The sequence below is a fragment of the Ruegeria sp. BC8 genome (assembly GCF_056535705.1).
The window spans coordinates 2,554,251-2,580,512 of record NZ_JBQFIV010000001.1 but is presented as its reverse complement, the minus strand read 5'-3'; the positions used below and the strand labels follow the sequence as shown (position 1 = coordinate 2,580,512).

The 26,262-nt window shown below is 59.4% G+C and carries 38 protein-coding genes; 36 read left to right on the top strand and 2 right to left on the bottom strand.

The genetic code is table 11. From position 1 onward, the window contains the following. Positions 1-37: 37 nt before the first annotated feature. A complete protein-coding gene (locus ACR3EK_RS13030; RefSeq protein ID WP_170370226.1) occupies positions 38-1,480 on the bottom strand; it encodes a hypothetical protein in 1,443 nt (480 codons plus the stop codon). Between the two features lie 342 nt (positions 1,481-1,822). Between ACR3EK_RS13030 and rplB the strand changes: the two genes are divergently transcribed. The 7 genes from rplB (at position 1,823) to ACR3EK_RS12995 (ending at position 5,691) form a co-directional block, all read left to right on the top strand. Further along, entirely contained in the window at positions 1,823-2,665 is an 843-nt protein-coding gene (rplB, locus tag ACR3EK_RS13025; protein WP_093965344.1) for a 50S ribosomal protein L2, read from the top strand. Positions 2,666-2,668: 3 nt separating this feature from the next. Further along, complete coding sequence (gene rpsS / locus ACR3EK_RS13020; RefSeq protein WP_005980699.1) at positions 2,669-2,947, top strand: 30S ribosomal protein S19; 279 nt, start codon at positions 2,669-2,671, stop codon at positions 2,945-2,947. Between the two features lie 3 nt (positions 2,948-2,950). Next, positions 2,951-3,331: a 50S ribosomal protein L22 gene (rplV, locus tag ACR3EK_RS13015; protein ID WP_039538267.1), complete on the top strand. Its 381-nt coding sequence runs from the start codon at positions 2,951-2,953 to the stop codon at positions 3,329-3,331. Beyond that, positions 3,331-4,041, top strand: coding sequence for a 30S ribosomal protein S3 (rpsC, locus tag ACR3EK_RS13010; protein WP_093965346.1), 711 nt, complete (start codon positions 3,331-3,333; stop codon positions 4,039-4,041). Before rplV ends, rpsC begins: the two co-directional genes overlap by 1 nt. A gap of 12 nt (positions 4,042-4,053) precedes the next feature. Next, positions 4,054-4,467: a 50S ribosomal protein L16 gene (gene rplP / locus ACR3EK_RS13005; protein ID WP_005980704.1), complete on the top strand. Its 414-nt coding sequence runs from the start codon at positions 4,054-4,056 to the stop codon at positions 4,465-4,467. 126 nt (positions 4,468-4,593) lie between these two features. Then, entirely contained in the window at positions 4,594-4,995 is a 402-nt protein-coding gene (locus tag ACR3EK_RS13000) for a YybH family protein (protein ID WP_480633583.1), read from the top strand. Positions 4,996-5,070: 75 nt separating this feature from the next. Beyond that, complete coding sequence (locus tag ACR3EK_RS12995; RefSeq protein WP_170445966.1) at positions 5,071-5,691, top strand: 2OG-Fe(II) oxygenase family protein; 621 nt, start codon at positions 5,071-5,073, stop codon at positions 5,689-5,691. Positions 5,692-5,707: 16 nt separating this feature from the next. Here the strand turns inward: ACR3EK_RS12995 and ACR3EK_RS12990 are convergent, their stop codons facing one another. Continuing rightward, entirely contained in the window at positions 5,708-6,301 is a 594-nt protein-coding gene (locus tag ACR3EK_RS12990) for a thermonuclease family protein (protein ID WP_480633582.1), read from the bottom strand. A 304-nt stretch (positions 6,302-6,605) separates the two neighbouring features. On the opposite strand from ACR3EK_RS12990, the gene rpmC reads away from it, so the two are divergent. The 29 genes from rpmC (at position 6,606) to ACR3EK_RS12845 (ending at position 26,246) form a co-directional block, all read left to right on the top strand. Next, on the top strand, positions 6,606-6,812 hold the full coding sequence (gene rpmC / locus ACR3EK_RS12985; protein ID WP_093965352.1) for a 50S ribosomal protein L29: 207 nt from the start codon (positions 6,606-6,608) through the stop codon (positions 6,810-6,812). A 4-nt stretch (positions 6,813-6,816) separates the two neighbouring features. Continuing rightward, positions 6,817-7,047 carry a 30S ribosomal protein S17 gene (gene rpsQ / locus ACR3EK_RS12980; RefSeq protein ID WP_170342963.1) on the top strand — a complete coding sequence of 77 codons (231 nt, stop codon included), beginning with the start codon at positions 6,817-6,819 and terminating at the stop codon, positions 7,045-7,047. 76 nt (positions 7,048-7,123) lie between these two features. Next, entirely contained in the window at positions 7,124-7,492 is a 369-nt protein-coding gene (rplN, locus tag ACR3EK_RS12975; RefSeq protein ID WP_005621870.1) for a 50S ribosomal protein L14, read from the top strand. A 2-nt stretch (positions 7,493-7,494) separates the two neighbouring features. Continuing rightward, entirely contained in the window at positions 7,495-7,806 is a 312-nt protein-coding gene (gene rplX, locus ACR3EK_RS12970) for a 50S ribosomal protein L24 (RefSeq protein ID WP_093965356.1), read from the top strand. Next, positions 7,799-8,359, top strand: coding sequence for a 50S ribosomal protein L5 (gene rplE / locus ACR3EK_RS12965; RefSeq protein ID WP_093965358.1), 561 nt, complete (start codon positions 7,799-7,801; stop codon positions 8,357-8,359). The genes rplX and rplE overlap by 8 nt, the downstream gene beginning before the upstream one ends. 19 nt (positions 8,360-8,378) lie before the next feature. Then, positions 8,379-8,684 carry a 30S ribosomal protein S14 gene (rpsN, locus tag ACR3EK_RS12960; RefSeq protein ID WP_093965360.1) on the top strand — a complete coding sequence of 102 codons (306 nt, stop codon included), beginning with the start codon at positions 8,379-8,381 and terminating at the stop codon, positions 8,682-8,684. A gap of 13 nt (positions 8,685-8,697) precedes the next feature. Continuing rightward, positions 8,698-9,090, top strand: coding sequence for a 30S ribosomal protein S8 (gene rpsH / locus ACR3EK_RS12955; protein WP_093965361.1), 393 nt, complete (start codon positions 8,698-8,700; stop codon positions 9,088-9,090). An 11-nt stretch (positions 9,091-9,101) separates the two neighbouring features. Next, positions 9,102-9,635, top strand: a complete 534-nt coding sequence (gene rplF / locus ACR3EK_RS12950; RefSeq protein ID WP_093965363.1) for a 50S ribosomal protein L6 — start codon at positions 9,102-9,104, stop codon at positions 9,633-9,635. An 11-nt stretch (positions 9,636-9,646) separates the two neighbouring features. Then, positions 9,647-10,006: a 50S ribosomal protein L18 gene (gene rplR, locus ACR3EK_RS12945; protein ID WP_170361687.1), complete on the top strand. Its 360-nt coding sequence runs from the start codon at positions 9,647-9,649 to the stop codon at positions 10,004-10,006. 114 nt (positions 10,007-10,120) lie between these two features. Next, positions 10,121-10,684 carry a 30S ribosomal protein S5 gene (gene rpsE, locus ACR3EK_RS12940; protein WP_093965365.1) on the top strand — a complete coding sequence of 188 codons (564 nt, stop codon included), beginning with the start codon at positions 10,121-10,123 and terminating at the stop codon, positions 10,682-10,684. Positions 10,685-10,696: 12 nt separating this feature from the next. After that, positions 10,697-10,885, top strand: a complete 189-nt coding sequence (gene rpmD / locus ACR3EK_RS12935; RefSeq protein WP_093965366.1) for a 50S ribosomal protein L30 — start codon at positions 10,697-10,699, stop codon at positions 10,883-10,885. Between the two features lie 237 nt (positions 10,886-11,122). Continuing rightward, positions 11,123-11,458: an ArsR/SmtB family transcription factor gene (locus ACR3EK_RS12930; RefSeq protein ID WP_480633581.1), complete on the top strand. Its 336-nt coding sequence runs from the start codon at positions 11,123-11,125 to the stop codon at positions 11,456-11,458. Next, positions 11,451-11,906, top strand: a complete 456-nt coding sequence (locus tag ACR3EK_RS12925; RefSeq protein WP_170361684.1) for an SRPBCC domain-containing protein — start codon at positions 11,451-11,453, stop codon at positions 11,904-11,906. The genes ACR3EK_RS12930 and ACR3EK_RS12925 overlap by 8 nt, the downstream gene beginning before the upstream one ends. Positions 11,907-12,056: 150 nt before the next feature. Further along, positions 12,057-12,272 (top strand): DUF1127 domain-containing protein, encoded by a 216-nt coding sequence (locus ACR3EK_RS12920; protein ID WP_170343462.1) that lies wholly within the window; start codon positions 12,057-12,059, stop codon positions 12,270-12,272. Positions 12,273-12,465: 193 nt separating this feature from the next. After that, positions 12,466-13,296 carry a hypothetical protein gene (locus tag ACR3EK_RS12915; protein WP_244952485.1) on the top strand — a complete coding sequence of 277 codons (831 nt, stop codon included), beginning with the start codon at positions 12,466-12,468 and terminating at the stop codon, positions 13,294-13,296. 149 nt (positions 13,297-13,445) lie between these two features. Then, positions 13,446-13,919 carry a 50S ribosomal protein L15 gene (gene rplO, locus ACR3EK_RS12910; protein WP_170342955.1) on the top strand — a complete coding sequence of 158 codons (474 nt, stop codon included), beginning with the start codon at positions 13,446-13,448 and terminating at the stop codon, positions 13,917-13,919. 109 nt (positions 13,920-14,028) lie between these two features. Continuing rightward, complete coding sequence (gene secY / locus ACR3EK_RS12905; RefSeq protein WP_093965375.1) at positions 14,029-15,393, top strand: preprotein translocase subunit SecY; 1,365 nt, start codon at positions 14,029-14,031, stop codon at positions 15,391-15,393. After that, positions 15,390-16,034, top strand: coding sequence for an adenylate kinase (locus ACR3EK_RS12900; protein WP_170343464.1), 645 nt, complete (start codon positions 15,390-15,392; stop codon positions 16,032-16,034). Before secY ends, ACR3EK_RS12900 begins: the two co-directional genes overlap by 4 nt. Before the next feature lie 199 nt (positions 16,035-16,233). Further along, on the top strand, positions 16,234-16,602 hold the full coding sequence (gene rpsM, locus ACR3EK_RS12895) for a 30S ribosomal protein S13 (protein WP_093965378.1): 369 nt from the start codon (positions 16,234-16,236) through the stop codon (positions 16,600-16,602). Positions 16,603-16,617: 15 nt separating this feature from the next. Beyond that, entirely contained in the window at positions 16,618-17,007 is a 390-nt protein-coding gene (rpsK, locus tag ACR3EK_RS12890) for a 30S ribosomal protein S11 (protein WP_008757289.1), read from the top strand. 116 nt (positions 17,008-17,123) lie between these two features. Further along, positions 17,124-18,140, top strand: coding sequence for a DNA-directed RNA polymerase subunit alpha (locus ACR3EK_RS12885; protein WP_170342951.1), 1,017 nt, complete (start codon positions 17,124-17,126; stop codon positions 18,138-18,140). Positions 18,141-18,258: 118 nt separating this feature from the next. After that, entirely contained in the window at positions 18,259-18,684 is a 426-nt protein-coding gene (gene rplQ, locus ACR3EK_RS12880; RefSeq protein WP_093965383.1) for a 50S ribosomal protein L17, read from the top strand. 171 nt (positions 18,685-18,855) lie between these two features. Further along, a complete protein-coding gene (locus tag ACR3EK_RS12875; RefSeq protein WP_480633580.1) occupies positions 18,856-20,241 on the top strand; it encodes a trypsin-like peptidase domain-containing protein in 1,386 nt (461 codons plus the stop codon). Between the two features lie 4 nt (positions 20,242-20,245). After that, entirely contained in the window at positions 20,246-21,559 is a 1,314-nt protein-coding gene (locus ACR3EK_RS12870; protein ID WP_480633579.1) for a replication-associated recombination protein A, read from the top strand. Between the two features lie 96 nt (positions 21,560-21,655). Then, a complete protein-coding gene (locus ACR3EK_RS12865; RefSeq protein ID WP_170449007.1) occupies positions 21,656-22,462 on the top strand; it encodes a crotonase/enoyl-CoA hydratase family protein in 807 nt (268 codons plus the stop codon). 133 nt (positions 22,463-22,595) lie between these two features. After that, the gene (locus ACR3EK_RS12860) at positions 22,596-23,639 is read left to right on the top strand and encodes an RluA family pseudouridine synthase (RefSeq protein WP_480633578.1); all 1,044 of its coding nucleotides are present in this window, start codon (positions 22,596-22,598) and stop codon (positions 23,637-23,639) included. Continuing rightward, positions 23,636-24,307 carry an HAD-IA family hydrolase gene (locus ACR3EK_RS12855; RefSeq protein WP_480633577.1) on the top strand — a complete coding sequence of 224 codons (672 nt, stop codon included), beginning with the start codon at positions 23,636-23,638 and terminating at the stop codon, positions 24,305-24,307. Before ACR3EK_RS12860 ends, ACR3EK_RS12855 begins: the two co-directional genes overlap by 4 nt. A gap of 4 nt (positions 24,308-24,311) precedes the next feature. Continuing rightward, positions 24,312-25,019 carry an ATP12 family chaperone protein gene (locus ACR3EK_RS12850; protein ID WP_480633576.1) on the top strand — a complete coding sequence of 236 codons (708 nt, stop codon included), beginning with the start codon at positions 24,312-24,314 and terminating at the stop codon, positions 25,017-25,019. 210 nt (positions 25,020-25,229) lie between these two features. After that, positions 25,230-26,246 (top strand): amino acid ABC transporter substrate-binding protein, encoded by a 1,017-nt coding sequence (locus ACR3EK_RS12845; RefSeq protein WP_170343472.1) that lies wholly within the window; start codon positions 25,230-25,232, stop codon positions 26,244-26,246. Positions 26,247-26,262: the final 16 nt, after the last annotated feature.

The following is a 26,262-nucleotide window of genomic DNA, read 5'->3' as shown; positions in this document are numbered from 1 at the left end:
GAGAGAGGTGAGAGCCCCCGCGAAAGCGGGGGCTTTTTTACGATATTATCTCTCGAAATTTCTGGTGAAGAATTTCACCTAGAGCCTCTTCTTCAAGCTTAGACTTTGCTTCTAGTAGCTTTCTGAAATCATCATCTGTTAGAGCCAAGATGTAAGCTTGGCCGCCCTTCGCTAAATCCCGCTGACGCTCTAAAAGACGGTCTCTGTCTTGCACTCCGCGGCAAGTGATAATTCCGAAACGGCCTCTGTTATTGTCGAAGCGGCCCAACAATTGGTCGACCTCTGGGTTAGCAATGTCTTTTGTATAATTCTTGCACTCGACAACAACCATGGTAGCAGCGGTATTGTTCGCATCCCTTCGATGAGCAAAAAAACCGTTGTTTGCAGCGTTGGTGAATACAATATCGATACGTTTTCGACCTTGGTTTATTTCCCATTCCTTGTGAGGTTGAATGAGGTCTGGGTAAAAACAAACAGTTAACGCGTGCATGGCCCAGATGTGGTAAGCGTCTGCACCTTTCATTCCGGCTGGAATTTTTTCAAGCTCGGCTATCAGATCTATGCAGGATTGAGAAACAGACTGATCGGTGTCACTTGTGTTGACCATAATTCGGGCTTCGCTGCTTGCTAAGCGTTTGTACAGGTCCAGCAAACCAGGATTTTGGGCAACCAAGTCAGTTATGAGCTTCTTAGACTTTGGATGCTTTTCCCGTACGTCTTTTTTGTAGACCTTAGGCTTGCCCTTCAAAAGTGTTACCAAACTACTGTTGGCTTGAATGTGCTCCGAGACCAAAAAATCGGTAATATGTTTATTGTAAAACTCTTGGCTATCAAGCGACAGCCGTTTTCTAACTATATACTTTGGGATCAGGAGCACTGGTGCGTCTTCTATGAATGGAAGGTCTACGTACTGGCTTCGCCAATTGCGGAGGTTGGCATCCCAAAGTGGAGGCCCATTATACTTATTTGTAGGAATGCTATATAGTGCGCACTGCTCTTGGGTGTATTGCACCAAGCGCTCTCTAATGACGTTGGTGGTCAGGTCAGAAATCTTGTCACGATCCACATGCTCAACGAACAAGGCCATTTCTGAAAGATCGGATAGTAGACCCGATTGAAAGGCAGCGCTGTTTTTGATCGCTGCGATTAGCTGGCGTGACTGTTTTTGCCCTACTCCTTTGCCTTGCGGTTTGGCTGAGGAGACTCCAAGGTAGGTTTCGTAAGGCTCATGCAGATGAGACATCAAGTTCCGTGCCCTGAGGTCGTCTCCTGCTCTAAGCGCATCCAAAACTTCAACAAAGAACGCTCTAATGAGATTCGAAGCTTCCGCAGACCATACATCGTTTCTAATTTCAATGGCGTAGGGGTCTACGTAAACGGGTGTGTCGAAGTCTGTACTGATATCGACAAAATCGAGTTGAGATTGTGGAGCATTAATTTTAAAATACTCAGAGAATTTTGGCACAAATGTTCCTTTCAACTTGGTTGTGCCGAAAGCTATCTACTCATTTCTGGATTGCAATAGGTATCTTTGTGACACCTTTAGCTTGCCTTCAAAGCTCGTCAGTCAGGTTGGCCGCTAATTCTGAAGTAAGTCTTGAGATGCCTGTTGGTTCTTAAATTTGGTGGAAAGCACCTAGAGCGCTATAGACACCCACCCCCAACCCTGCTAAACGCTCCCAATCTTGCGGCCTCGGATTCGTTCCGGGGCCTCTGATATTTGAAACCGGGGACCTTCGGGGCCCTATAAACTGGGCACCTACGGGGGCCTCTCACATAGCGGGGATTGATCCTCGCGCTTGCTAAACGGAAGACAGAAAGCATGGCACTCAAGTCGTACAAACCGACGACGCCGGGCCAGCGCGGGCTGGTGCTGATCGACCGTTCGGAGCTTTGGAAAGGACGTCCGGTCAAGTCTCTCACTGAGGGTTTGACCAAATCGGGCGGCCGGAACAACACCGGACGGATCACTTCACGCCGCCGTGGCGGTGGCGCAAAGCGTCTCTACCGGATCGTTGACTTCAAACGGAACAAACTGGATGTGGCGGCAACCGTCGAGCGGATCGAATACGACCCGAACCGGACCGCATTCATCGCACTGATCAAATATGACGACGGCGAGCAGGCCTATATCCTGGCGCCGCAGCGTCTGGCGGTTGGCGACAAGGTCATCGCTTCGGCCAAGGCCGACATCAAGCCCGGCAACGCGATGCCGTTCTCGGGCATGCCGATCGGTACCATCGTGCACAACATCGAGATGAAGCCCGGCAAGGGCGGTCAGATCGCACGTGCAGCGGGCACCTACGCCCAGTTCGTCGGCCGTGATGGTGGCTATGCCCAGATCCGTCTGAGCTCGGGCGAGCTGCGCATGGTGCGCCAGGAATGCATGGCCACCGTCGGTGCCGTGTCGAACCCCGACAACAGCAACCAGAACCTCGGCAAAGCCGGTCGTATGCGCCACAAGGGCGTGCGTCCGTCGGTCCGTGGTGTTGCCATGAACCCGATCGATCACCCCCACGGTGGTGGTGAAGGCCGGACCTCGGGTGGACGTACGCCGGTTACGCCTTGGGGTAAGGACACCAAGGGTAAGCGTACCCGCAACAAGAACAAAGCGTCCCAGAAGCTGATCATCCGCTCGCGGCACGCCAAGAAGAAAGGGCGTTAAGACATGTCTCGCTCTGTTTGGAAGGGTCCTTTCGTCGACGCTTACGTGCTGAAAAAAGCCGAAGCTGCGCGCGAGTCGGGCCGCAACGAAGTCATCAAGATCTGGTCGCGTCGTTCCACCATTCTGCCCCAGTTCGTGGGTCTGACCTTTGGTGTGTACAACGGCCAGAAGCATATCCCGGTAAACGTCTCGGAAGACATGATCGGTCAGAAGTTCGGTGAGTACTCGCCGACCCGGACCTATTATGGCCATGCCGCAGACAAAAAAGCGAAGCGGAAGTAAGTCATGGGCAAGGAAAAGAACCCCCGCCGCGTGGCTGAAAACGAAGCAATGGCAAAAACCCGTATGCTTCGCACCAGCCCGCAGAAACTGAACCTGGTTGCGCAAATGATCCGCGGCAAGAAAGTCGAGAAGGCACTGACCGACCTGACTTTCTCGAACAAGCGTGTCGCGCAGGACGTCAAAAAGTGCCTGCAGTCCGCAATCGCGAACGCCGAAAACAACCACAACCTGGACGTGGACGAGCTGATCGTCGCCGAAGCATGGGTTGGTAAGAACCTGGTCATGAAGCGCGGCCGTCCGCGTGCCCGTGGCCGTTTCGGCAAGATCATGAAGCCGTTCTCGGAGATCACCATCAAGGTGCGTCAAGTTGAGGAGCAAGCCTAATGGGACATAAAGTCAATCCGATCGGCATGCGCCTTCAGGTCAACCGTACCTGGGACAGCCGTTGGTACGCAGATACCAAGGACTACGGTGATCTTCTGCTGGAAGACCTCAAGATCCGTGAGTTCATCAAGAAAGAGTGCAAGCAAGCCGGCATCGCCCGTGTGATCATCGAACGTCCGCACAAGAAGTGCCGCGTCACGATCCACACCGCGCGTCCCGGTGTCATCATCGGCAAGAAAGGCGCGGACATCGAAGTTCTGCGCAAGAAGATCGCGCAGATGACCGACAGCGAACTGCACCTGAACATCGTCGAAGTGCGCAAGCCGGAACTCGACGCGCAGCTGGTTGCCGAGTCGATCGCTCAGCAGCTGGAGCGCCGCGTTTCGTTCCGCCGCGCGATGAAGCGGTCGGTTCAGAATGCCATGCGCATGGGCGCCCTGGGTATCCGGGTGAACGTCGCTGGTCGTCTGGGCGGCGCCGAAATCGCACGGACCGAATGGTACCGCGAAGGCCGCGTGCCTCTGCACACCCTGCGTGCCGACATCGATTACGCACATGCCGAAGCGATGACCCCCTACGGGATCATCGGGATCAAGGTCTGGATCTTCAAAGGTGAGATCATGGAGCACGATCCGCAGGCACGTGACCGTAAAGCACAGGAACTCCAGGACGGCCCTGCACCTCGTGGTGCTGGTGGCGGTCGTCGCTAAGGAGGGAAAGATATGCTTCAACCAAAGCGTACAAAATTCCGCAAGATGCACAAAGGCCGGATCAAGGGCGAAGCCAAAGGCGGCTCTGATCTGAACTTTGGCACCTACGGTCTGAAGGCCCTGCAGCCCGAGCGCGTCACTGCACGCCAGATCGAAGCTGCTCGTCGTGCCATGACCCGTCACATGAAGCGTCAAGGTCGCGTCTGGATCCGGATCTTCCCGGATACTCCCGTGACCTCGAAGCCTACCGAAGTCCGTATGGGTAAAGGTAAAGGCTCGGTCGACTATTGGGCAGCCAAAGTGAAGCCCGGTCGCGTGATGTTCGAGATCGACGGCGTCAACGATGAAATCGCGCGCGAGGCTCTGCGCCTGGCTGCGATGAAGCTGCCGATCAAGACCCGTGTGGTGGTCCGCGAGGACTGGTAAACCGGTCTTGCCAAGACTTCAGGAAACCCCGCCGAACCGGCGGGGTTTTTTGTTTTTCGGATGGTTTGGGTTAGGCTCCGCTTCAGCTTTTGATATTTTGGATAAGCCTAGAACAGGGGGCCTCAAATGGTTTCGACGTCAGAGATTGAAAAGATTGACGACGGCTTCTTTGCCGCACTGAACGCTATGTTCGCGGGTGACGTTGCGCCGATGGAGGCGCTGTGGTCGCATGCGGACGATGTCATCTATATGGGGCCGTCACCCGATCTGTTCCACGTCGGGTGGAAAGTCACGGATCAGGATTGGGTCGCGCAGGGTCGGGCGCATCTGGGCGGGTCGATCAAAATGCTGAACCGGCATGTCGTGGTTGGGGATACGCTTGCCACTGTGCATCACGTCGCCGAGGCGTCGGGGCAGGGCGATGGGTCCGGTATCCGGATGCGCGGCACGAATGTCTATCGCCATGAAGGTGGAGCGTGGAAGCTGATCGCGCATCACAGCGACCCGTTGCCCTATATTGACTTGTGACAGCTGCGGCGGTTTTCCAAATTCGAAGAAAGTTCCTCTATCGCGCCTGAGCGTCGAATGGGGTAATGGACGCCCATGGCACAGATTGAATCACTCTTCGTTACCCGTCTCTACCGCGCCGCTCTGTCTGAGTTCGATCCAAGGATCGATCCGGAGGAGCTGGAGAACTCGTGCCTTGTCATTGCTGAGGATGACGAGGCCGGGCAGGAGTGGTGCGAAAAAAACGGCTATCCGGGTTACACCAGCTATGCCTCGTTGACTGATCTGCCCTGGCGGTTTCCGATCTTTCAGGACTTGGTGAAGACTTTGGATCAGCACGTGGCTGCATTCGCAAAAGACCTTGAGTTTGATCTCGATGACCGGGAATTGAAGCTGGAGGATCTTTGGATCAACATCCTGCCCGAGGGTGGAATGCATGCCAGCCACATCCATCCGCACAGTGTGATTTCTGGAACGACATATGTGTCAATGCCGGAAGGCGCCAGCGCGCTGAAGCTGGAGGACCCCCGCTCAGGCCGCATGATGGCCGCGCCGGTGCGCCACAAGGGCGCCCGACGCGAATTGCAGCCCTTCATTTATATGAAGCCGAAGGTCGGCGACGTTCTGCTGTGGGAAAGCTGGCTGCGCCACGAGGTGCCCATGAACATGGCCGAAGAAGAACGGATTTCGGTGAGTTTTAACTATAAGTGGGAGTGAACTCCTTGGGTCGTATTCAACTGCCGGCATTGTGCCGGTTTGATCTGCGCCCATAGGCGACGACTGTCGTCGTCCTGCGAACCGAAATCGATGCGTGACCGAAAGCCCCATTCCGCAGCCGTTCTCTGGCGCCGGTCGGTTCGAGATGCCTATACCTTCCCTGTGAAAATAAAGGCAGGTCCAGCGCAAGCCCCCTTTTGATCAGCTCCGCGCCGATGTCCTGCCCATTGGGTAGGTATGCAATTCCAACTAACCGGTCATAGGATGTTTCGCCGTTCAGCTTGACGGTAATCTCCTGACCCTTGCAGATTTCGACCATCGTCCACTTTGCCTTTAGGCCCCATGGCATGTCCAGCTCGGGCGCATCAATGCCGGCTAGACGGATCTTTGTTCCACGGACAATGATTGTGTCGCCATCGATCACATAAGCGTGCCCCGTCAGAACGCGGTTGGAGGGAACAACACTCGGCTGTTGTCGCGGGATTGCGCGGTTCCGTGTGGAGGCTTGCGGAGGTTTTTGATGGCCTCTATGACGGGCGACAAAGCGTGGCTTTCTTGATATTAAAACCACTAGAAGTGCCGCAAACCCAATTAGGACAACCAGTTCCATTTTTTCCACCGTTCCTAAGTCAGCGGGCTAAAGATATTTCAAGGGTTTCACGTGTCTTTTGAGTTTCGGCCAAACCCGTTTCCACAGAAGACAACGCGCAAGTGGTCAGGTTCTGACGTGACCCGTTGGTTGCCCGGTTCTGGTTGCAAAACTTTCCCTTGCCACCCACCCATCAAACCCTTATACGGCGGCATCCTGCGGTCTCCCGGCGTTGTCGGGCGATTCGCATGTCTATCATTCATCCACCAGGTCCAAGGTGACCCGTGTACGGGGCCTTCTGGTGTTTTGAGCAAAGGAAAAGGCGATGAACGCCCAAGAACTGCGTGAAAAGACCCCGGACCAGCTCCGCGAGGAACTGGCCAACCTGAAGAAAGAAAGCTTCAACCTGCGCTTTCAACAGGCCACCGGTCAGCTGGAAAACACTGCTGGTATCAAAGCGGCCCGCCGCAATGCTGCCCGCGTCAAAACCATTCTGAACGAAAAGGCCGCTGCCGCGGCATCCGAGGAGTAATCAGATGCCCAAGCGTATCCTGCAAGGCACCGTGACCAGCGACGCCAACGAACAGACCATCACCGTTCTGGTCGAGCGCCGTTTCAAGCACCCTCTACTGCAGAAAACCGTTCGTAAGTCCAAGAAATACCGGGCTCACGACGAAAAGAACGCCTTCAAGGTCGGCGACACCGTACGCATCATCGAATGCGCGCCGAAATCGAAGACGAAACGTTGGGAGGTTCTGGAGGCCTAAGCCTCCGGGACTTTTCCATTTGTCGAAACCCTGGGGGATTTAACAAGACCAGCCCCCACAGGTCGGGAGAAACCACATGATCCAGATGCAGACCAATCTGGATGTCGCTGACAACTCCGGCGCCCGCCGAGTTCAGTGCATCAAGGTCCTGGGTGGTTCCAAGCGTAAATACGCCTCCGTCGGCGACATCATTGTCGTCTCGGTGAAGGAAGCCATCCCGCGCGGCCGCGTGAAGAAAGGTGACGTCCGCAAGGCCGTCGTCGTGCGCACCGCCAAAGAAGTCCGTCGCGAAGACGGCACCGCGATCCGCTTCGATCGCAACGCCGCCGTCATCCTGAACAACAACAACGAACCCGTCGGTACCCGTATCTTCGGCCCCGTTGTTCGTGAACTGCGCGCGAAGAACTTCATGAAGATCATCTCGCTGGCTCCGGAGGTGCTGTAATCATGGCTGCTAAACTCCGCAAAGGCGACAAGGTCGTCGTGCTGGCCGGCAAGGACAAGGGCAAAGAGGGGACTATCACCTCGGTCGACCCCAAAGCCGGCAAAGCTGTCGTTGATGGCGTGAACATCGCCATTCGCCACACCCGCCAGTCGCAAACGTCGCAAGGTGGCCGCCTGCCCAAAGCTCTGCCGATCGACCTGTCGAACCTGGCCCTGCTGGACAAGAACGGCAAGGCAACCCGCGTCGGCTTCCGCATGGAAGGTGACAAGAAGGTTCGTTACGCCAAGACCACGGGGGACGTGATCGATGCTTGATGCTGCAACCTACACCCCGCGTCTGAAAGCTCAGTACGCTGAAACCATCCGTGCCGCTCTGAAAGAAGAGTTCGGCTACAAGAACGATATGCAGATCCCCAAGCTGGAGAAGATCGTTCTGAACATCGGCTGTGGTGCCGAGGCGGTGAAGGACTCGAAGAAGGCGAAAGCCGCGGTCGAGGATCTGACGGCGATCGCCGGTCAGAAGGCCGTTTCGACCAAGGCGAAGAAGTCGATCGCGGGTTTCCGCGTCCGTGAAGACATGCCGCTGGGCGCCAAGGTGACCCTGCGCGGCGACCGGATGTACGAATTCCTGGACCGTCTGATCACCATCGCGATGCCTCGCGTACGTGACTTCCGCGGTGTGAAACCGTCCTTCGATGGCCGTGGCAACTTTGCCATGGGCATGAAAGAGCACATCGTGTTCCCGGAAATCGACTTCGACAAGGTCGACGAGGTCTGGGGCATGGACATCGTAATTGCCACCACAGCGAAAACCGACGCTGAAGCAAAGGCACTGTTGAAAGCTTTCAACATGCCGTTCAACGCGTAAGCGCCGGGAGGATTGAGACATGGCTAAAAAAGCAATGATCGAACGCGAGAAGAAGCGCGCACGCCTGGTGGCACAGTATGCCGAAAAGCGTGCGGCTCTGAAAGAGATCGCGAATGACGAGAGCAAGCCGATGGAAGAGCGCTTCAAAGCGCGTCTGAAACTGGCGAAACTGCCGCGCAACAGCTCGGCTACCCGTCTGCACAACCGTTGTCAGCTGACCGGTCGTCCCCACGCTTACTACCGTAAGCTGAAGGTCAGCCGTATCGCGCTGCGCGAGCTGGGTTCTGCTGGTCAGATCCCCGGCATGGTGAAATCGAGCTGGTAAGGGAGAGACAGATATGAACGATCCTATCGGCGATATGCTCACCCGCATCCGCAACGCGCAAATGCGCGGCAAGTCCACCGTGATCACTCCGGCGTCGAAACTGCGCGCCTGGGTTCTGGACGTGCTTGCGGACGAAGGCTATATCCGCGGCTATGAAAAGACGACCGGTGAAAACGGTCATCCGGCTCTGGAAATCAGCCTGAAATACTACGAAGGCACCCCTGTCATTCGCGAACTGAAGCGGGTCTCGAAGCCCGGCCGTCGCGTATACATGGGCGTCAATGACATCCCGCAGGTTCGTCAGGGCCTGGGCGTGTCGATTGTCAGCACTCCGAAAGGTGTGATGTCGGACGCAAACGCTCGCTCCAACAATGTTGGCGGCGAAGTGCTCTGCACCGTCTTCTAAGGAGGTCTGCAATGTCTCGTATTGGTAAGAAACCGGTCGAGCTGCCCAGCGGCGTTACCGCCTCTGTGTCGGGTCAGACCATCGAAGTCAAAGGTCCGAAAGGCACCCGCAGCTTCACCGCAACCGATGACGTCACCCTGACGGTCGAAGACAACGTGGTCAAAATCGACCCGCGTGGTTCGTCCAAGCGTGCGCGTCAGCAGTGGGGCATGAGCCGCACCATGGTCGCCAACCTGGTGACCGGTGTGACCGAAGGCTTCAAGAAGGAACTGGAAATCCAGGGTGTGGGTTACCGCGCTCAGATGCAGGGCAATACCCTGAAGCTGAACCTGGGCTACAGCCACGATGTTGATTTCGTTGCTCCGGAAGGTGTCACCATCACCGCGCCGAAGCAGACCGAGATCGTTGTGGAAGGCATCGACCAGCAGCTGGTGGGCGAAACCGCGGCGAAAATCCGCGAGTGGCGCCGTCCCGAGCCGTACAAAGGCAAAGGCATCCGCTACAAGGGCGAGTTCATCTTCCGCAAGGAAGGCAAGAAGAAGTAAGGACGAACACAATGGCAAACAGCAAAAGAACCCTGTTTCTGAAGCGCCGCCTGCGCGTTCGGAACAAACTTCGCAAGGTCAACGCGGGTCGTCCGCGTCTGTCCGTACACCGTTCGAACAAGAACATCTCTGTTCAGCTGATCGACGACGTACGTGGCGTGACCCTGGCCTCGGCCTCGACCCTGGAAAAGGATCTGGGCGTTGTCGGCAAGAACAACATCGAAGCGGCCACCAAAGTGGGCGCAGCCATCGCCGAGCGGGCCAAGAAGGCCGGCGTCGAAGAGGCTTATTTCGATCGTGGTGGCTTCCTGTTCCACGGCAGGGTGAAGGCAGTTGCCGACGCCGCGCGTGAAGGTGGCCTGAAAATCTAAGACCTGTGGGCGGGTTTCGATCCGCCCCGATGATCCGGGGGCCTCGGCGTCAGTCGAGGCTCACTTGGATTGAAGAAAACGGCGCCAAGCGCCACATGAGAAAAGGGATGCCAAATGGCAGAACGTGAAAACCGTCGAGGCCGTGGCCGCGACCGTGAAGAAGCACCGGAATTTGCCGATCGTCTGGTCGCAATCAACCGCGTGTCGAAAACCGTAAAAGGTGGTAAGCGCTTTGGCTTCGCCGCTCTGGTGGTTGTTGGCGATCAGAAAGGCCGCGTGGGCTTTGGCAAAGGTAAAGCGAAAGAAGTACCTGAAGCCATCCGCAAGGCGACCGAGCAAGCGAAGCGTCAGATGATCCGCGTGCAGCTGCGCGAAGGCCGGACCCTGCACCACGACATCGAGGGCCGTCACGGCGCCGGTAAAGTGGTCATGCGCACCGCGCCGGAAGGTACCGGTATCATCGCCGGTGGTCCGATGCGTGCTGTGTTCGAAATGCTGGGCGTGAAGGACGTTGTGTCCAAGTCGCTGGGCTCGCAGAACCCGTACAACATGATCCGCGCCACCATCGACGGCCTGAAGAAAGAACAGAGCCCGCGTTCGGTTGCCGCGCGTCGTGGCAAGAAGGTCGCCGATATCCTGCCCAAGCGGGATGAAGCACCGGCTGAAGCCGAAGCGTAAGGAGAGCGAGCAATGGCAAAAACCATCGTCGTCAAGCAGATCGGTTCCCCGATCCGTCGCCCCGCCGAACAGCGCGCAACCCTGATCGGTCTGGGCCTGAACAAGATGCACAAGACCCGCGAATTGGAAGACACTCCGTCGATCCGCGGCATGGTCAACAAGATCCCGCATCTGGTTGAGATCATCGAAGAGCGCGGCTGAGCGCCAACTTCGAAAGCCTAATGAACGCCTCCGATTTGATCGGGGGCGTTTTCATTTTTGGCCGTCGCCTGCGCGGAATGTCGGAAGACCGCCTTTTGCGTTGAACTTGGCCAAGGCCTGGCCAGGAACTCACAGGTAGACACCTTTTTTGCCCTCTGTCCTGACCTTTAAATTAAAAACATAGCCAAACGGCTAACTTTTTCTTGACGCGGGAGGTACGTTGAAATACTTAGCCTAATGGCTAACAAACTCGATACATTTTTTTCTGCGCTGGCCGATCCGACCCGGCGTGCCGTGATCGAACGGCTGATCACTGGCCCAGCGGCCGTGTCAGAGCTGCACGAAGCGCACGGCATGGCTCTTCCTTCGTTTCTGAAGCATCTCAGCAAACTGGAATCCGCTGGAATGATCCGTTCGGAGAAGATCGGTCGGGTTCGCATGTTGCATATCGAAGCCGCCCCGATCGCCGAGGCGGAAGGTTGGTTGAAACAACAACGTCACCTCTGGGAAGGCCGGCTGGATCGCCTGTCTGCACTTGCCGAGCAAATTGAGAAGGAATCCGATGATGGCTGATTACGAAACTTTGATCCTGGAACGCGAGATTGCCTGCGCTCCCGACCGGCTGTTTCAGGTGTTGACCGACCGCGAGTTACGCCAGAAATGGGCCGCACCAGACGATGAAAGCGTAGTTCTGATTGATGTTTTTGACTGTCGACCCGGAGGCCGTGAGGAAACGCGGTGTGGGCCGAAAGAGGCGCCCGAGTTCAATACGACCAGCCTGTTCCACGTGGTCTCGCCGGAGTTTCTTTCATTGACCGAAACACTGGTCATTCAGGGAGAGTTGGTCTCGGTTTCGCTGTGCGGACACGAAATCATGCCGAATGGCCAAGGCAGTACGCTGCGCGTCACGTTGCAGATCACAAGCTTGGCCGGGCCAGAACTATTTCAGGACTACAAAGGTGGCTGGTCTGCTGCTTTGGACAACCTGTCCCGGCTTGCGGCCGGTAGCGGTCACTCCTGATTTGCGCCGCTATGCCAAAAATGCATAGCGGCCAGTCCAAAACCATCGTTGTTAGCGATAACTGAACTCCCTATCTCAACCCTGTCCAAGACAGGAACCAAGTAAGTGACATCGGGGAATACGCCCCGACATTCGAAAGGAAATGAGATAATGGCACACACAGCGACCCTGACACATGGCGGCTTCAACCTGACCGCCCGTATCGCAAACCTGATCGAGCGCGTGAAAGAAAACCGCGCCCGGGCCAGCGAATACACCCGCACGTATACCGAGTTGCAGCGTCTGAGCGACCGCGAGTTGAACGACATCGGCATCCGCCGGTGCGACATCGCCGACATCGCCCGCGAGCACGCCTACTGCTCGTAAGATACGGGACGACAACATATGAAGCAGAGGCGCCCAAGTGGCGCCTCTTTTGTGTTTACGGATCCCACACGGGCAGGAAAATAGTTGCTACCACAACTGCGACGTTGCGCGGCGCCGGGAATTGGGTCACTCCAATGCAGGCAAGCCGTCAAGGCATGAACACATTGGGCAGAGAGGGCAGAGAGGGCAGAACATGGCACGGGACTTCCAGATTGCAATGCTGTGGGTCGAGGGGCCGCTCAGCTTTTTGGAACTGCTGTGCATCCAGTCTTACTTGGATATGGGCCACAGCGTGCGGCTTTATACCTATAGCAATGTGACGAACATCCCCGAGGGTGTCGAGCACCGTGATGCCCGCGAGATCCTGCCGGATTCCGAATTTATCACTCATGAGCGTACCAATAGCCCCGCGCCGCATTCCGACAAGTTCCGCTACCGGATGCTGGCTCAGGAGCCCGACCTGATCTGGGCCGACACCGATGCCTATTGCCTGAAACCCTATTCAACGGCGAATGGTCATTACTATGGGTATCTCGAGGGTGAGGTGGCGATTGGGGTTCTGGGCCTGCCGCAGGACAGTGAAACTCTGGCCAAGCTGATCGAGTACACGAATGATCCCTACCTTATTCCTCCTTGGTTACCGCCGCGCCACCGCCGACCGCTGGAAGAGGCGCGGGACGCCGGGAACCCGACCAACGTTCCCGAGGTGTTGTGGGGCGTGTGGGGGCCAAAGGCATTCACCTGGGCGCTGAAGGAAACAGGCGAGATAAAATACGCCCTGCCAGAGCATGTTTTTTACCCGATCAACTTTTCGCGGCGCCGGGCCCTTGCCCGGCCGAACGAAAATCTTGACCGGTTTTTTCACGAGGATACCGTCTCGATCCATCTATACGGGCGCCGGATGCGGGCGATCATGCGCAAGAACCACGGTGGAATACCACATCCCGACAGCCTGGTCGGGCGACTTGTGGCCAAACATGGAATTGTGCCCCAAGATGCGCCCATTGCTGGCCGCGACGACTGAGCCGCTGCTGCCGGGCAATCAAAACTTGCAACTCGGGGCGCGAGGCTGTACTGCGCTCCGGTGGCGTGTTTGCCACGAGAATCAAAACCAAGAAATGCCGTGTTTGGCCCATCACGCTTCGGGGTCATATCCGGCTTAGGAGAAGCGACATGAAACTGCACGAATTGCGCGACAATCCCGGCGCCGTCAAGAAACGCACCCGCGTTGGCCGTGGTCCCGGCTCTGGCAAGGGTAAAATGGGTGGCCGCGGTATCAAAGGCCAGAAATCTCGTTCGGGTGTGGCCATCAACGGCTACGAAGGCGGCCAGATGCCGCTGTATCAGCGCCTGCCCAAGCGCGGCTTCAACAAGCCGAACCGCAAGGAATTTGCCGTCATCAACCTGGGCCTGATCCAGAAATTCGTCGACGCCGGCAAACTGGACGTTAAATCGGCCATCACCGAGGACGCACTGGTCGCCTCGGGTCTGGTGCGCCGCAAGCTGGACGGTATCCGCGTTCTGGCCAAAGGCGAAATCAGCGCCAAGCTGAACCTGGAAGTGACCGGCGCCTCGAAAGCGGCGATCGAAGCCGTGGAAAAAGCGGGCGGTTCACTGAAGGTCACAAAAGCCGCTGCGGCAGAGTAAGCGCTTGTGAGCGGGCGCCGACCCGCTTACATAGACCACAGAGTTTTCCAAGACGCCGCCCGAGCCGGAAAACGGTTCCGGGCGGCGTTTTCATAAGAGAGACCGATTTATGGTATCAGCAGCAGAACAAATGGCAGCCAACACAAGCTGGGCTGCTCTGGGCAAGGCCACCGATCTGCGCAACCGCATCCTGTTCACGCTGGGTTTGCTGATCGTCTATCGTCTGGGCACCTTCATTCCGGTGCCGGGGATCGACGGTCAGGCGCTGCGCGAGTTCATGGAACAGGCGGGGCAGGGCATCGGTGGGATGGTTTCGATGTTCACCGGCGGGGCGCTGGGGCGGATGGGTATCTTTGCCCTCGGCATCATGCCCTATATCTCGGCATCGATCATTGTACAGCTGCTGACCTCGATGGTGCCCGCGCTCGAACAGCTCAAGAAAGAGGGTGAGCAGGGCCGCAAGAAAATCAACCAGTACACCCGTTTCGGTACCGTGGCGCTGGCCACCGTTCAGGCCTATGGCTTGGCGGTTTCGCTGGAATCGGGCGATCTGGCCACCGATCCGGGTCTGTATTTCCGCCTGTCGACGATGATCACTCTGGTCGGTGGCACCATGTTTCTGATGTGGCTGGGTGAACAGATCACCGCGCGCGGCATCGGAAACGGCATCTCGCTGATCATTTTCGTCGGCATCATCGCCGAGGTTCCTGCCGCGCTGGCCCAGTTCCTGGCCTCGGGCCGTTCGGGCGCGATCAGCCCGGCCGTGATCGTCGGCGTGATCGTGATGGTGATCGCCGTTATCACCTTCGTGGTGTTCATGGAACGCGCGCTGCGCAAAATCCACATCCAGTACCCGCGCCGCAATGTCGGCATGAAAGTCTATGAGGGCGGCTCGAGCCACCTGCCGGTCAAGGTCAACCCGGCCGGCGTGATACCGGCGATCTTCGCCAGCTCGCTGCTGCTGCTGCCGGTCACGATTTCGACCTTCTCGTCGGGCGCGGCGAACGGACCGATCATGTCGTGGCTGCTGGCGAATTTCGGACCGGGACAGCCGCTGTACCTGCTGTTCTTCGCCTCGATGATCGTGTTCTTTGCCTATTTCTACACGTTCAACGTGTCGTTCAAACCGGATGACGTGGCGGACAACCTGAAAAAGCAGAACGGCTTTGTGCCCGGCATCCGTCCCGGAAAGAAGACCGCCGAGTATCTGGAATACGTGGTCAACCGCGTACTGGTTCTGGGCTCGGCCTATCTGGCGGCGGTCTGCCTGCTGCCTGAAATTCTGCGCGGCCAGTTCGCCATTCCGTTCTATTTCGGCGGCACCTCGGTTCTGATCATCGTCTCTGTGACCATGGACACGATCCAACAGGTTCAGAGCCACCTGTTGGCGCATCAATACGAAGGGCTGATCGAAAAGTCCCAGTTGCGCGGTAAAGGCAAGAAACGCGGCAGGAAGGGACCCGCTCGTCGATGAATATCATTCTTCTGGGCCCCCCGGGGGCAGGCAAGGGTACGCAGGCACGTCACTTGGTTGAAACGCGGGGCATGATCCAGCTCAGCACCGGTGACATGCTGCGCGAGGCCCGCAGCTCGGGAACCGAGATGGGCAAGAAGGTGGCCGCGATCATGGACGCGGGCAAGCTTGTCACCGACGAGATCGTGATTGGCCTGATCGAAGAGAAACTGACCACTGAAAAGGGCGCAGGCTTCATCTTCGACGGCTTCCCGCGCACCCTGGCCCAGGCTGACGCCTTGTCGGCCCTTCTGACCAAGCTGGGCCAGTCGCTGCACACCGTGATCGAAATGCGCGTGGATGACGAGGCCCTGGTTGATCGGATCACTGCCCGGTCGACCTGTGGCGGTTGCGGCGAGGTCTACAATGACAAGACCAAACCGATCCCGGCCGATGGCAAATGCACCAATTGCGGCAAGGAAAACGATTTCGTCCGTCGTGCCGACGACAACGAGGAAAGCCTGCGCACCCGGCTTATGGAGTATTACAAGAAGACCTCGCCGTTGATTGGCTATTACTACGCCAAGGGCGATCTTCGACCGGTGAACGGGCTGGCGGACATCAAGGAAGTCCGGGCCTCGATCGCAGCCATACTGGGTTAAGCTTGCAAAGGGCTTGACGCCAAGCGCAAAAGCCCATATCGACCCCCATCCCTTTGGGGAATCAATCGCGCACGCGGGATTCGTTCCGCATGTATAGACCACCTCGAATAATGCTGAACCCTCTGGCCACACTGCCACGGTTAGGCGTTGTGAAAAAAGGTTCTGGAACTACGGAACCGCAACGAAAGGAAAGTGACACGTGGCACGTATTGCCGGCGTAAACATCCCGACTGCAAAGCGGGTACCAATCGCCCTCACATATATCACCGGTATCGGCAACACCTCGGCCAAAGCGATCTGCGAAGCCGTTGGCATCGACACGACCCGTCGCGTCAATGAACTGTCGGATGCCGAAGTTCTGGCCATCCGCGAATACATCGACGCCAACTTCACCGTCGAAGGTGACCTGCGTCGCGAAGTTCAGATGAACATCAAGCGTCTGATGGACCTGGGCTGCTATCGCGGTCTGCGTCACCGCCGCAACCTGCCGGTTCGCGGTCAGCGTACCCACACCAACGCTCGTACCCGCAAAGGCCCCGCAAAGGCCATCGCTGGTAAGAAGAAATAAGGGAGGGTCTGACTGATGGCACGTGACAAGACTCGCGTTAAGCGCAAAGAGCGTAAGAACATCGCATCGGGCGTCGCCCATGTGAATTCGACCTTCAACAACACCAAGATCCTGATCTCGGACGTGCAGGGCAACGCCATTTCGTGGTCGTCGGCCGGTACCATGGGCTTCAAGGGATCGCGGAAATCGACCCCCTACGCCGCTCAGATGGCTGCAGAAGACGCAGGCAAGAAGGCGCAGGAACATGGCGTCAAGACGCTGGAAGTCGAAGTTCAGGGCCCCGGTTCGGGTCGTGAATCGGCTCTGCGTGCGCTGGCTGCCGTGGGCTTCAACATCACGTCGATCCGCGATGTGACCCCGATCGCCCACAATGGCTGCCGTCCGCCGAAGCGCCGCCGCGTCTAACCGATCGAATTACCAGGCTGGGGCCGTGTTTTTACACGGCCCCGGTTCGCCGTTTTGAAACCTCGGGCGTCTGCACCTGATTGGTCATGGGGCGCAGACAGGAATGGAGGGACTACATGATCCACAAGAATTGGGCAGAATTGATCAAGCCGACCCAACTGGAAGGCAAGCCGGGCAACGATCCCGCGCGGCAGGCAACCCTGGTTGCGGAGCCGCTTGAGCGTGGCTTTGGTCTGACCCTGGGCAACGCGCTGCGCCGTGTTCTGATGAGCTCGCTGCAAGGCGCGGCCATCACCAGCGTCCAGATCGACAACGTCCTGCACGAGTTCAGCTCGGTCGCAGGCGTTCGTGAAGACGTCACCGACATCATCCTGAACCTCAAGCAGGTCGCGCTGCGCATGGAAGTCGAAGGGCCCAAGCGCCTGTCGATCAATGCCAAAGGCCCCGCAGTTGTCACCGCCGGTGATATCAGCGAAAGCGCCGGCATCGAGGTTCTGAACCGTGATCACGTCATCTGCCACCTGGACGATGGCGCCGAGCTGTTCATGGAGCTGACCGTCAACACCGGCAAAGGCTATGTCTCGGCCGAGAAGAACAAGCCCGAAGATGCACCCATCGGCCTGATCCCGATCGACGCGATCTACTCGCCGGTCAAGAAAGTCGCCTATGACGTTCAGCCGACCCGTGAAGGCCAGGTTCTGGACTATGACAAGCTGACCATGAAGATCGAAACCGACGGCTCGATCACGCCCGAGGACGCGCTGGCGTTCGCCGCCCGCATCCTGCAGGATCAGCTGTCGATCTTCGTCAACTTCGACGAGCCGGAATCGGCTGGTCGCCAGGACGAGGATGATGGTCTGGAGTTCAACCCGCTGCTGCTGAAGAAAGTGGACGAGCTGGAACTGTCGGTCCGTTCGGCAAACTGCCTGAAGAACGACAATATCGTCTACATCGGCGACCTGATCCAGAAGACCGAAGCCGAGATGCTGCGCACGCCGAACTTCGGCCGCAAGTCGCTGAACGAGATCAAGGAAGTGCTGTCCGGCATGGGTCTGCACCTCGGCATGGATGTCGAGGATTGGCCGCCCGACAACATCGAAGATCTGGCCAAGAAATTCGAAGACGCGTTCTAAACGCGTCTTCGCCAATGCCCGGGCTGCCGGGGACCGTATGGGCATTTCCGCCCCAAGGAGAGCCGGTGACACGCATCGCCGGCCAGACAAAGCAAAACGCGAAAGAAGGAATTGAAAAATGCGTCACGCACGTGGTTACCGCCGCCTGAACCGTACTCATGAGCACCGCAAGGCCCTGTTCTCGAACATGGCCGGCTCGCTGATCGAGCACGAACAGATCAAGACGACTCTGCCCAAGGCAAAAGAACTGCGCCCGATCGTTGAAAAACTGATCACCCTGGGCAAGCGCGGCGACCTGCACGCCCGCCGTCAGGCCGCAGCTCAGCTGAAGGAAGACAAGGACGTCGCCAAGCTGTTCGAGGTTCTGGGCCCGCGCTACAAGGACCGTCAGGGCGGCTATGTCCGTATCCTGAAAGCTGGCTTCCGCTATGGCGACATGGCTCCGATGGCGATCATCGAATTCGTTGATCGTGACATCGACGCCAAAGGCGCAGCCGACAAGGCCCGCGTCGCCGCTGAAGAAGTGGACGTTGACGAAGAATAAGAACCGGCTGCATTGCCGTTTCATGGCCCCTGTCCGGATATCCCGGTCAGGGGCTTTTTCTTATGGATCGCCACGCTTGCGGCGGACATGGCAGCGGCAAGGTTTCGCGTGCTCTATTGCATTCGCGTGCCGACCTCCGCATATCTTCGGCGGATGATGAACGGAGCTGTCATGATACGCACGATCCTGGCCGTATGCCTGATGACACTGGCCACCCATGCCGGTGCCGAGACACGGGTTCCTCAGTCACAGGTCGAGATTTCCATGGGTTTTGCCCCGGTGGTCAAAAAGGCTGCCCCGGCGGTGGTGAACATCTATGCCAAGATCGTCCGGCCTGGGCGCAGCAGCCCGATTTTCACGGATCCGTTCTTTCGCGACTTTTTCGGCGGTGGGTTCGGTGCACCGCGGCCGCGGGTTCAAAACTCGCTGGGGTCGGGCGTCATCCTGACCGAGGACGGCTATGTCGTCTCGAACTATCACGTTGTCGGGACCGCGACCGAGATCCGGGTCGTGACCACGGATCGTCGCGAGTTCCAGGCCGAGGTCGTTCTGGGCGACGAGGAAAGCGACATCGCCATCCTGCGCCTGCAGGATGCCCAAGGACTGCCGTTTCTGCGTCTGCGGGATTCTGACCATGTCGAGGTGGGGGAACTGGCTCTGGCCATCGGCAACCCGTTCGGCGTCGGGCAGACCGTGTCGTCTGGCATCATCTCGGGGCTGGCGCGGTCTGGCACCGCCACCGGCAATGCACGGGGCTATTTCATCCAGACAGACGCGCCCATCAACCCGGGCAATTCCGGCGGTGCCCTGATCGACGTGAATGGTGACCTGATCGGCATCAACACCTCGATCCTGACGCGGTCGGGTGGGTCCAATGGTATTGGCTTCGCCATTCCGGCCAATCTGGTCGCAGAGTTTCTGCGGCAGGCCCAGGAAGGAAACGAAGGTTTCGTCAGCCCTTGGGCGGGTATGGCCGGACAGACCATGAGCGCAGACATCGCCGAATCCCTTGGGCTTTCGCTGCCGCAGGGCGTTGTGATCTCGGACCTCCATCCGCTCAGCCCGTTGGCCGAGGCCGGGTTGCGGGTTGGAGATATCGTCACGCATGTGGACGGCGAAGAGGTGAATTCTCCGGCTGAGATGAAGTTCCGCATGTCTGTGGCGGGTGTTGGTGGGACATCCGTTCTGACCCGGCTCCGCGGCAGCGAGCGCGCTGAGGTCGCCGTCGATCTGGTCCCCGCGCCCGAGACACCTCCGGCCGAGGAAACCACTCTGGACGATCGCACGGTTCTTCCGGGAATGACGGTTGCGCGCATCAACCCGGCAATGATTGCCAAGATGAGTCTGCTGCTGTCGCAGACCGGTGTGGTCGTGGTCGACCCCGGCCCCTATGGCGCGCGGGCCGGGTTGCGGCCCGGCGATGTCATCAATGCCGTGAACGGGCGACAGGCTGAACGCCCCCGTGACGTCGTTCGGGCGCTGCGCGATCCGGGGCGGCGTGTGCAGATCGACCTGGTGCGCGGTGGCAAACCCGTGTCGTTGCGGTTCAGGCTGTGACCGCATGAGTGACCTGTTCGATACCGAAGACCAGGCCTCGGAACCGGCCCCGAACCGCCCGCTGGCCGACCGGCTGCGGCCCCAGGCGCTGTCCGAGGTGATCGGGCAGCGACAGGTTCTGGGCCCCGAGGCGCCGCTGGGGGTGATGCTGGCATCGGGCAGCCTGTCCAGCCTGATCTTCTGGGGGCCGCCTGGGGTAGGCAAAACCACGATCGCGCGGCTGCTGGCCAAGGAAACCGACCTTCATTTCGAACAGATCAGCGCGATCTTCACCGGCGTTCCCGACCTCAAGAAGGTGTTCGAGGCTGCCAAGTTGCGGCGGCGGAACGGCCGGGGGACGCTGTTGTTCGTGGACGAGATCCATCGTTTCAACAAGGCCCAGCAGGACGGGTTCCTGCCGCATATGGAGGACGGGACGATCCTTCTGGTGGGCGCGACCACCGAAAACCCTTCGTTCGAGTTGAACGCCGCCGTGCTCAGCCGCGCGCAGGTGCTGGTGCTGGAACGGCTGGATCTGGCCGATCTGGAACGTCTGACGCAGCGTGCCGAAAAAGAGCTGGGCAAGGCGTTGCCCCTGACACCCGCGGCGCGGGACGCGCTGCAGGAGATGGCTGATGGAGACGGCCGGGCGCTGTTGAACCTGATCGAACAGATCGCGGCCTGGTCGGTGGACGCGCCGCTGGACCCCGACGCGTTGGCCAAGCGCCTGATGCGCCGCGCCGCGAAATACGACAAGTCGGGGGACGAGCACTACAATTTGATCTCGGCGCTGCACAAATCGGTGCGCGGGTCCGACCCGGATGCGGCGCTGTACTGGTTCGCCCGGATGCTGACCGGGGGCGAGGATCCGCGATACCTGGCCCGCCGCATCACCCGGATGGCGGTCGAGGATATCGGTCTGGCCGATCCGCAAGCCCAGTCGATCTGCCTGCATGCCTGGGAGGTGTACGAGCGGCTCGGGTCGCCCGAGGGTGAGTTGGCGCTGGCGCAGGCGGTCGTGTATCTGGCGCTGGCGCCCAAATCCAACGGGGCCTATGTGGGCTACAAGGCGGCGATGCGTCTGGCCAAGCAGTCGGGCAGCGAGCCGCCGCCCAAACACATCCTGAATGCGCCGACCGGGTTGATGAAGGATCAGGGCTACGGCGCGGGCTATGCCTATGACCACGATGCCGAGGACGGGTTCTCGGGGCAGAACTACTTTCCCGAGACCATGAAGCGCCCGGTCCTATACCAGCCGGTCGAACGCGGGTTCGAGCGCGAGTTGAAAAAGCGTCTGGACTACTTTTCGAAACTGCGCAGTCAACGCAAGGGGCCGTGACGCAAGGTCAGATCAGGCCGTGCCGTCGCGTTTTGCGCGACACCCAGGGCGCGGCCGGGTTTCCCTAGGGTTACATGCCGCCAGGGAGGAGCGCAGATGACCGTTTCCATCGACAAGACAGATGACGTGTGGACCATCATCCACGACCGGCCCCAGGCCAGAAACGCCGTGGATGCCGAACACGCCGCAGCCTTGGCCGAGGCCTTCATCGCCTTCGAGGACAGCACGGCCAAAGCCGCCGTGTTCTGGGGCAAGGGCGGCAATTTCTGCGCGGGCTGGGATCTCAAGATGGCGGCCACGCTGTCTGACCCGGACCTGCGCGAGCCGTATTTCGACAAGCATGCCTTTCCGATCGGGGCGGCGCCGTCGCTGCTGGGGCCGATGGGTCCATCGCGGCTGGAATTGTCAAAGCCGGTCATCGGCGCGATCGAGGGTGCCGCAGTGGCCGGCGGCATGGAACTGGCCCTGTGGTGCGACATCCGGGTGATGGCCGAGGACGCCTATATGGGCGTCTATTGCCGCCGCTGGGGGATCACGCTGATGGATGGCGGTTCGGTGCGGCTGCCGCGGCTGGTCGGGCAGGGCAAGGCGCTCGAGATCGCGCTGACAGGGCGCAAGGTCAAGGCTGACGAGTGCGAACGGATCGGACTTGCCGAGAAAATCGTGCCGCAGGGTGAAACCCGAATGGCGGCTGAAGCGATGGCGCAAGAGATTGCCCGGTTCCCGCAGGAGGCCGTCCGCGCCGACCGCCGCTCGATCATCGAAACCCGGGGGATGCCGATGCACGAGGCGTTGAAGGTCGAATGGGCCAACGGGCTGGACGCCATCCGCCGCGAGGGCACATCCGGCGCGGCTCGGTTCCGCGATGGGGCCGGGCGGCACGGGGATTTCACTGATATCTGAGCGGCCTTGGCCCCCGAACCCGTCAGCCTGCTTGACTCTTGCCTTGCGGCGCGCGACAGACGCGGATGTTTTCTGAGGCACTGACACGGGCGATTTTCCGGGCGCGCAGCATCCGGTCGCAAGGGGTATTGGCATGAGCGGCGTACAGATGATCACGGTCGAGCCGGGCGACGGCGACCAGCGGTTGGACCGCTGGATCCGGCGCCTGTTCCCGCATGTCAGCCAGGGCCGGATCGAAAAGATGTGCCGCAAGGGTGAACTGCGCGTGGACGGCGGCCGGGTCAAGGGCTCGACACGGTTGCAGGCGGGGCAGGTGGTGCGCGTGCCGCCCCTGCCGGACCCGGGTCACAAACCGGCCCCGGCCCGTCCGCGCGTGACCGATGCCGATGCGAAAATGATCCAGTCCTGCGTGATCTATCGCGACGACAACGTACTGGCCCTGAACAAACCCCATGGCCTGCCCGTTCAGGGCGGCAGCGGACAGGCCCGGCATGTGGACGGCCTCGCTGAAGCGCTGCGCTTTGGCTACGATGAGAACCCGCGGCTGGTGCACCGGCTCGACAAGGACACCTCGGGCGTGCTGCTGATGGCGCGTACGCGCGAAGCGGCCAAGGGGCTGACCGCCGCCTTCCGGCACCGCAATACGCGCAAGATCTACTGGGCTCTGGTGGCCGGTGTGCCGACGCCGTACCTGGGCGAGATCAAGACCGGGCTGGTCAAGGCCCCCGGCCATGGCAAGCAGGGCGAGGGCGAAAAGATGATCGCCGTTCACCTGAACGAGATCGACAGCACACCGGGTGCCAAACGGGCCCATACACTTTATGCCACGCTGTATCGGGTGGCGGGGCGTGCATCTTGGGTCGCGATGGAGCCCGTCACCGGCCGCACGCACCAGCTGCGCGCGCACATGGCGGCCATCGGGCACCCGATTATCGGCGATGGGAAATATGGCGGCTCGGGTCAGGAAAATCTGGGCGATGGCTGGGGCGCACAATTGGGCGGGGTCATCAGCAAGAAGCTGCATCTGCACGCCCGAACCGCGTCGTTCAAGCATCCGATGACCGGCAAGCAGGTCACGATCAACGCTCCGCTGCCGCCGCACATGAAGGACAGCTGGGATACTTTGGGCTGGACCGAAGATCTGGCCGCCGAGGACCCGTTCGAGGAGTTGCAATGACCGCGCCTCTGCGCCTGGTTCTGTTCGATGTCGACGGCACGCTGGTGGACAGCCAGGCCAGCATCGTGTCAGCCATGACCGCCAGTTTTCAGGCTCTGTCCCTTCCGGTGCCGGATCGCGCGGCGATCCTGTCGATCGTGGGGCTGTCCTTGCCGATTGCAATCGCGCGCCTCGCGCCGGATCAGTCGCAGGCAACTCAACGCCGGTTGGTCGAGGGCTACAAAGAGGCGTATCACGCTCATCGGCTTGAGATGGGGGCGGCAAGTTCACCGCTCTATCCCGGCGCGCGCGAGGTTATCGGATCGTTGCAGGCCGTGCCCGAGATCCTTCTGGGCGTGGCGACGGGTAAATCGCAGCGGGGGTTGGATGCCTTGCTCGAGGCGCACGGGTTGGATTCTGTCTTCGTCACCCGTCAGGTGGCGGACCATCATCCATCCAAGCCGCATCCCTCGATGATCGAAACGGCGCTTTTTGAAACAGGGGTTTCGGCCGGTGATGCGGTGATGATCGGCGACACCAGCTTTGACATGGAAATGGCGCGGGCCGCCGGGGTTGCGGGGATCGGCGTGGGCTGGGGCTATCATGATCGGTCGCAGCTGAGTGCGGCGTCCGCGGTGATCGACCGGTTCGAGCAGCTGCCCGGCGTCCTGACCGCAGTCTGGGGATAACGACATGAGTGAGTGGAAACCGAAACGCTTTTGGACAGCCAGTGCCGTGGTCGCGACCGATGGCGGCTATACCATCGAATTGGACGGCCGCCGCGTGCGGACACCGGCCAAGGCTGCTCTGGTCCTGCCCACCCGGGCCATGGCCGAGGCGGTGGCCCGCGAATGGGACGCGCAGGAAAAGGAAATCGATCCGGCGACGATGCCCTTCACCCGTTCGGCCAACGCGGCAATCGACAAGGTGCAGCATCAGCACGCGGAAGTGGCCGACATGTTGTCGGACTATGGCGATTCGGACCTGCTGTGCTATCGCGCAACCCACCCCGAAGCCCTGATCGAACGTCAGCGCCACGAATGGGATCCCGCGCTGGACTGGGCCGCGGAAACGCTGGGCGCCAGACTGATCCCAGTTGAAGGCGTACGGCATCAGCCTCAAGCCCCCGAGGCACTGGACAGGCTGCGTCGGCAGGTTCACGGCCTGGACGCGTTCCGTCTGGCGGCGTTTCACGACCTTGTGAGCCTGTCGGGTTCGTTGATTCTGGGTTTTGCCGCTGCCCAAAACTGGCGCAAACCGGACGAGATATGGCGCATTTCTCGGCTCGATGAATCTTGGCAGGCCGAGCAATGGGGGGATGACGACGAGGCGGTCCAAGCCGCCGAACTCAAGAAGATCGCCTTTTTGCACGCGAAAACCTTCTACGATCTGTCGGTTTGAGCCTTTCTGGTCCTGATTTGAGAGGCTTGGGCAGTTGCCTTGCCGGGAACATATCGTTTTCACTGATCCGACCCTTGACGTTTGTTTATGAATGCGCCCAAACTCGGGCGCACTAAAGGGGAGACACCTTTGGGGTAACCTATCCGGCTACCTTTGTGTGTCGGACAAGATCCGTCCCGGGATGGGGCGGGAAATCAGGAAGAGGTAAAAATGAAAAAATCCGTAATCTTGGGCGCGGCGACGATTGCCGGTCTTGCTGCCGGCGCGGCCGCGGCAGGAACCATGGACGACGTCAAAGCGCGCGGCAAGCTGAACTGCGGTGTAACCACCGGTCTGGTTGGCTTTGCTGCACCTGACGCGAATGGCGAATGGCAGGGCTTTGACGTTGCTGTATGCCGCGCAGTAGCCGCCGCCGTTCTGGGTGACGCGAACGCTGTTGAATTCGTTCCCACCACCGGCAAGACTCGCTTCACCGCTCTGGCTTCGGGCGAAGTTGACATGCTGGCCCGTAACACCACCTGGACCTTCAGCCGCGACGTCGACCTGAAGTTCGAATTCGTGGGTGTGAACTACTACGACGGTCAGGGCTTCATGGTTCCCAAGGCACTGGGCGTCAGCTCGGCCAAGGAACTGGACGGCGCCACTGTCTGCATCCAGACCGGCACCACCACCGAGCTGAACCTGGCGGACTTCTTCCGCTCGAACAACATCAGCTACGAGCCGGTTCCGATCGAAACCAACGCCGAAGCGCAGCAGCAGTACCTGGCAGGTGCCTGTGACGTTTACACCACCGACGCTTCGGGCCTGGCCGCAACCCGCGCCACGTTCGAAAACCCCGGTGATCACGTTCTGCTGCCCGAAATCATCTCGAAAGAGCCGCTGGGCCCGCTGGTCCGTCACGGCGACAACGAGTGGGGCGACATCGTTCGCTGGACCCTGAACGCTCTGATCTCGGCCGAAGAGCTGGGCATCACCTCGGCGAACATCGACGAGATGGCTGCAGGTACCGAGAACCCGGAAATCAACCGTCTGCTGGGTAGCGAAGGCACCCTGGGCGAGATGCTGGGTCTGGACGCACAGTGGGCCATGCGCGCAATCAAGGCGGGTGGCAACTACGGCGAAGTGTTTGCCAAGAACATCGGTGAGGAAACCCCGATCGGTCTGGCACGCGGTCTGAACGCACAGTGGACCGATGGTGGTCTGCTGTACTCGCCGCCGTTCCGCTAAAATCCACGGAAAAGGG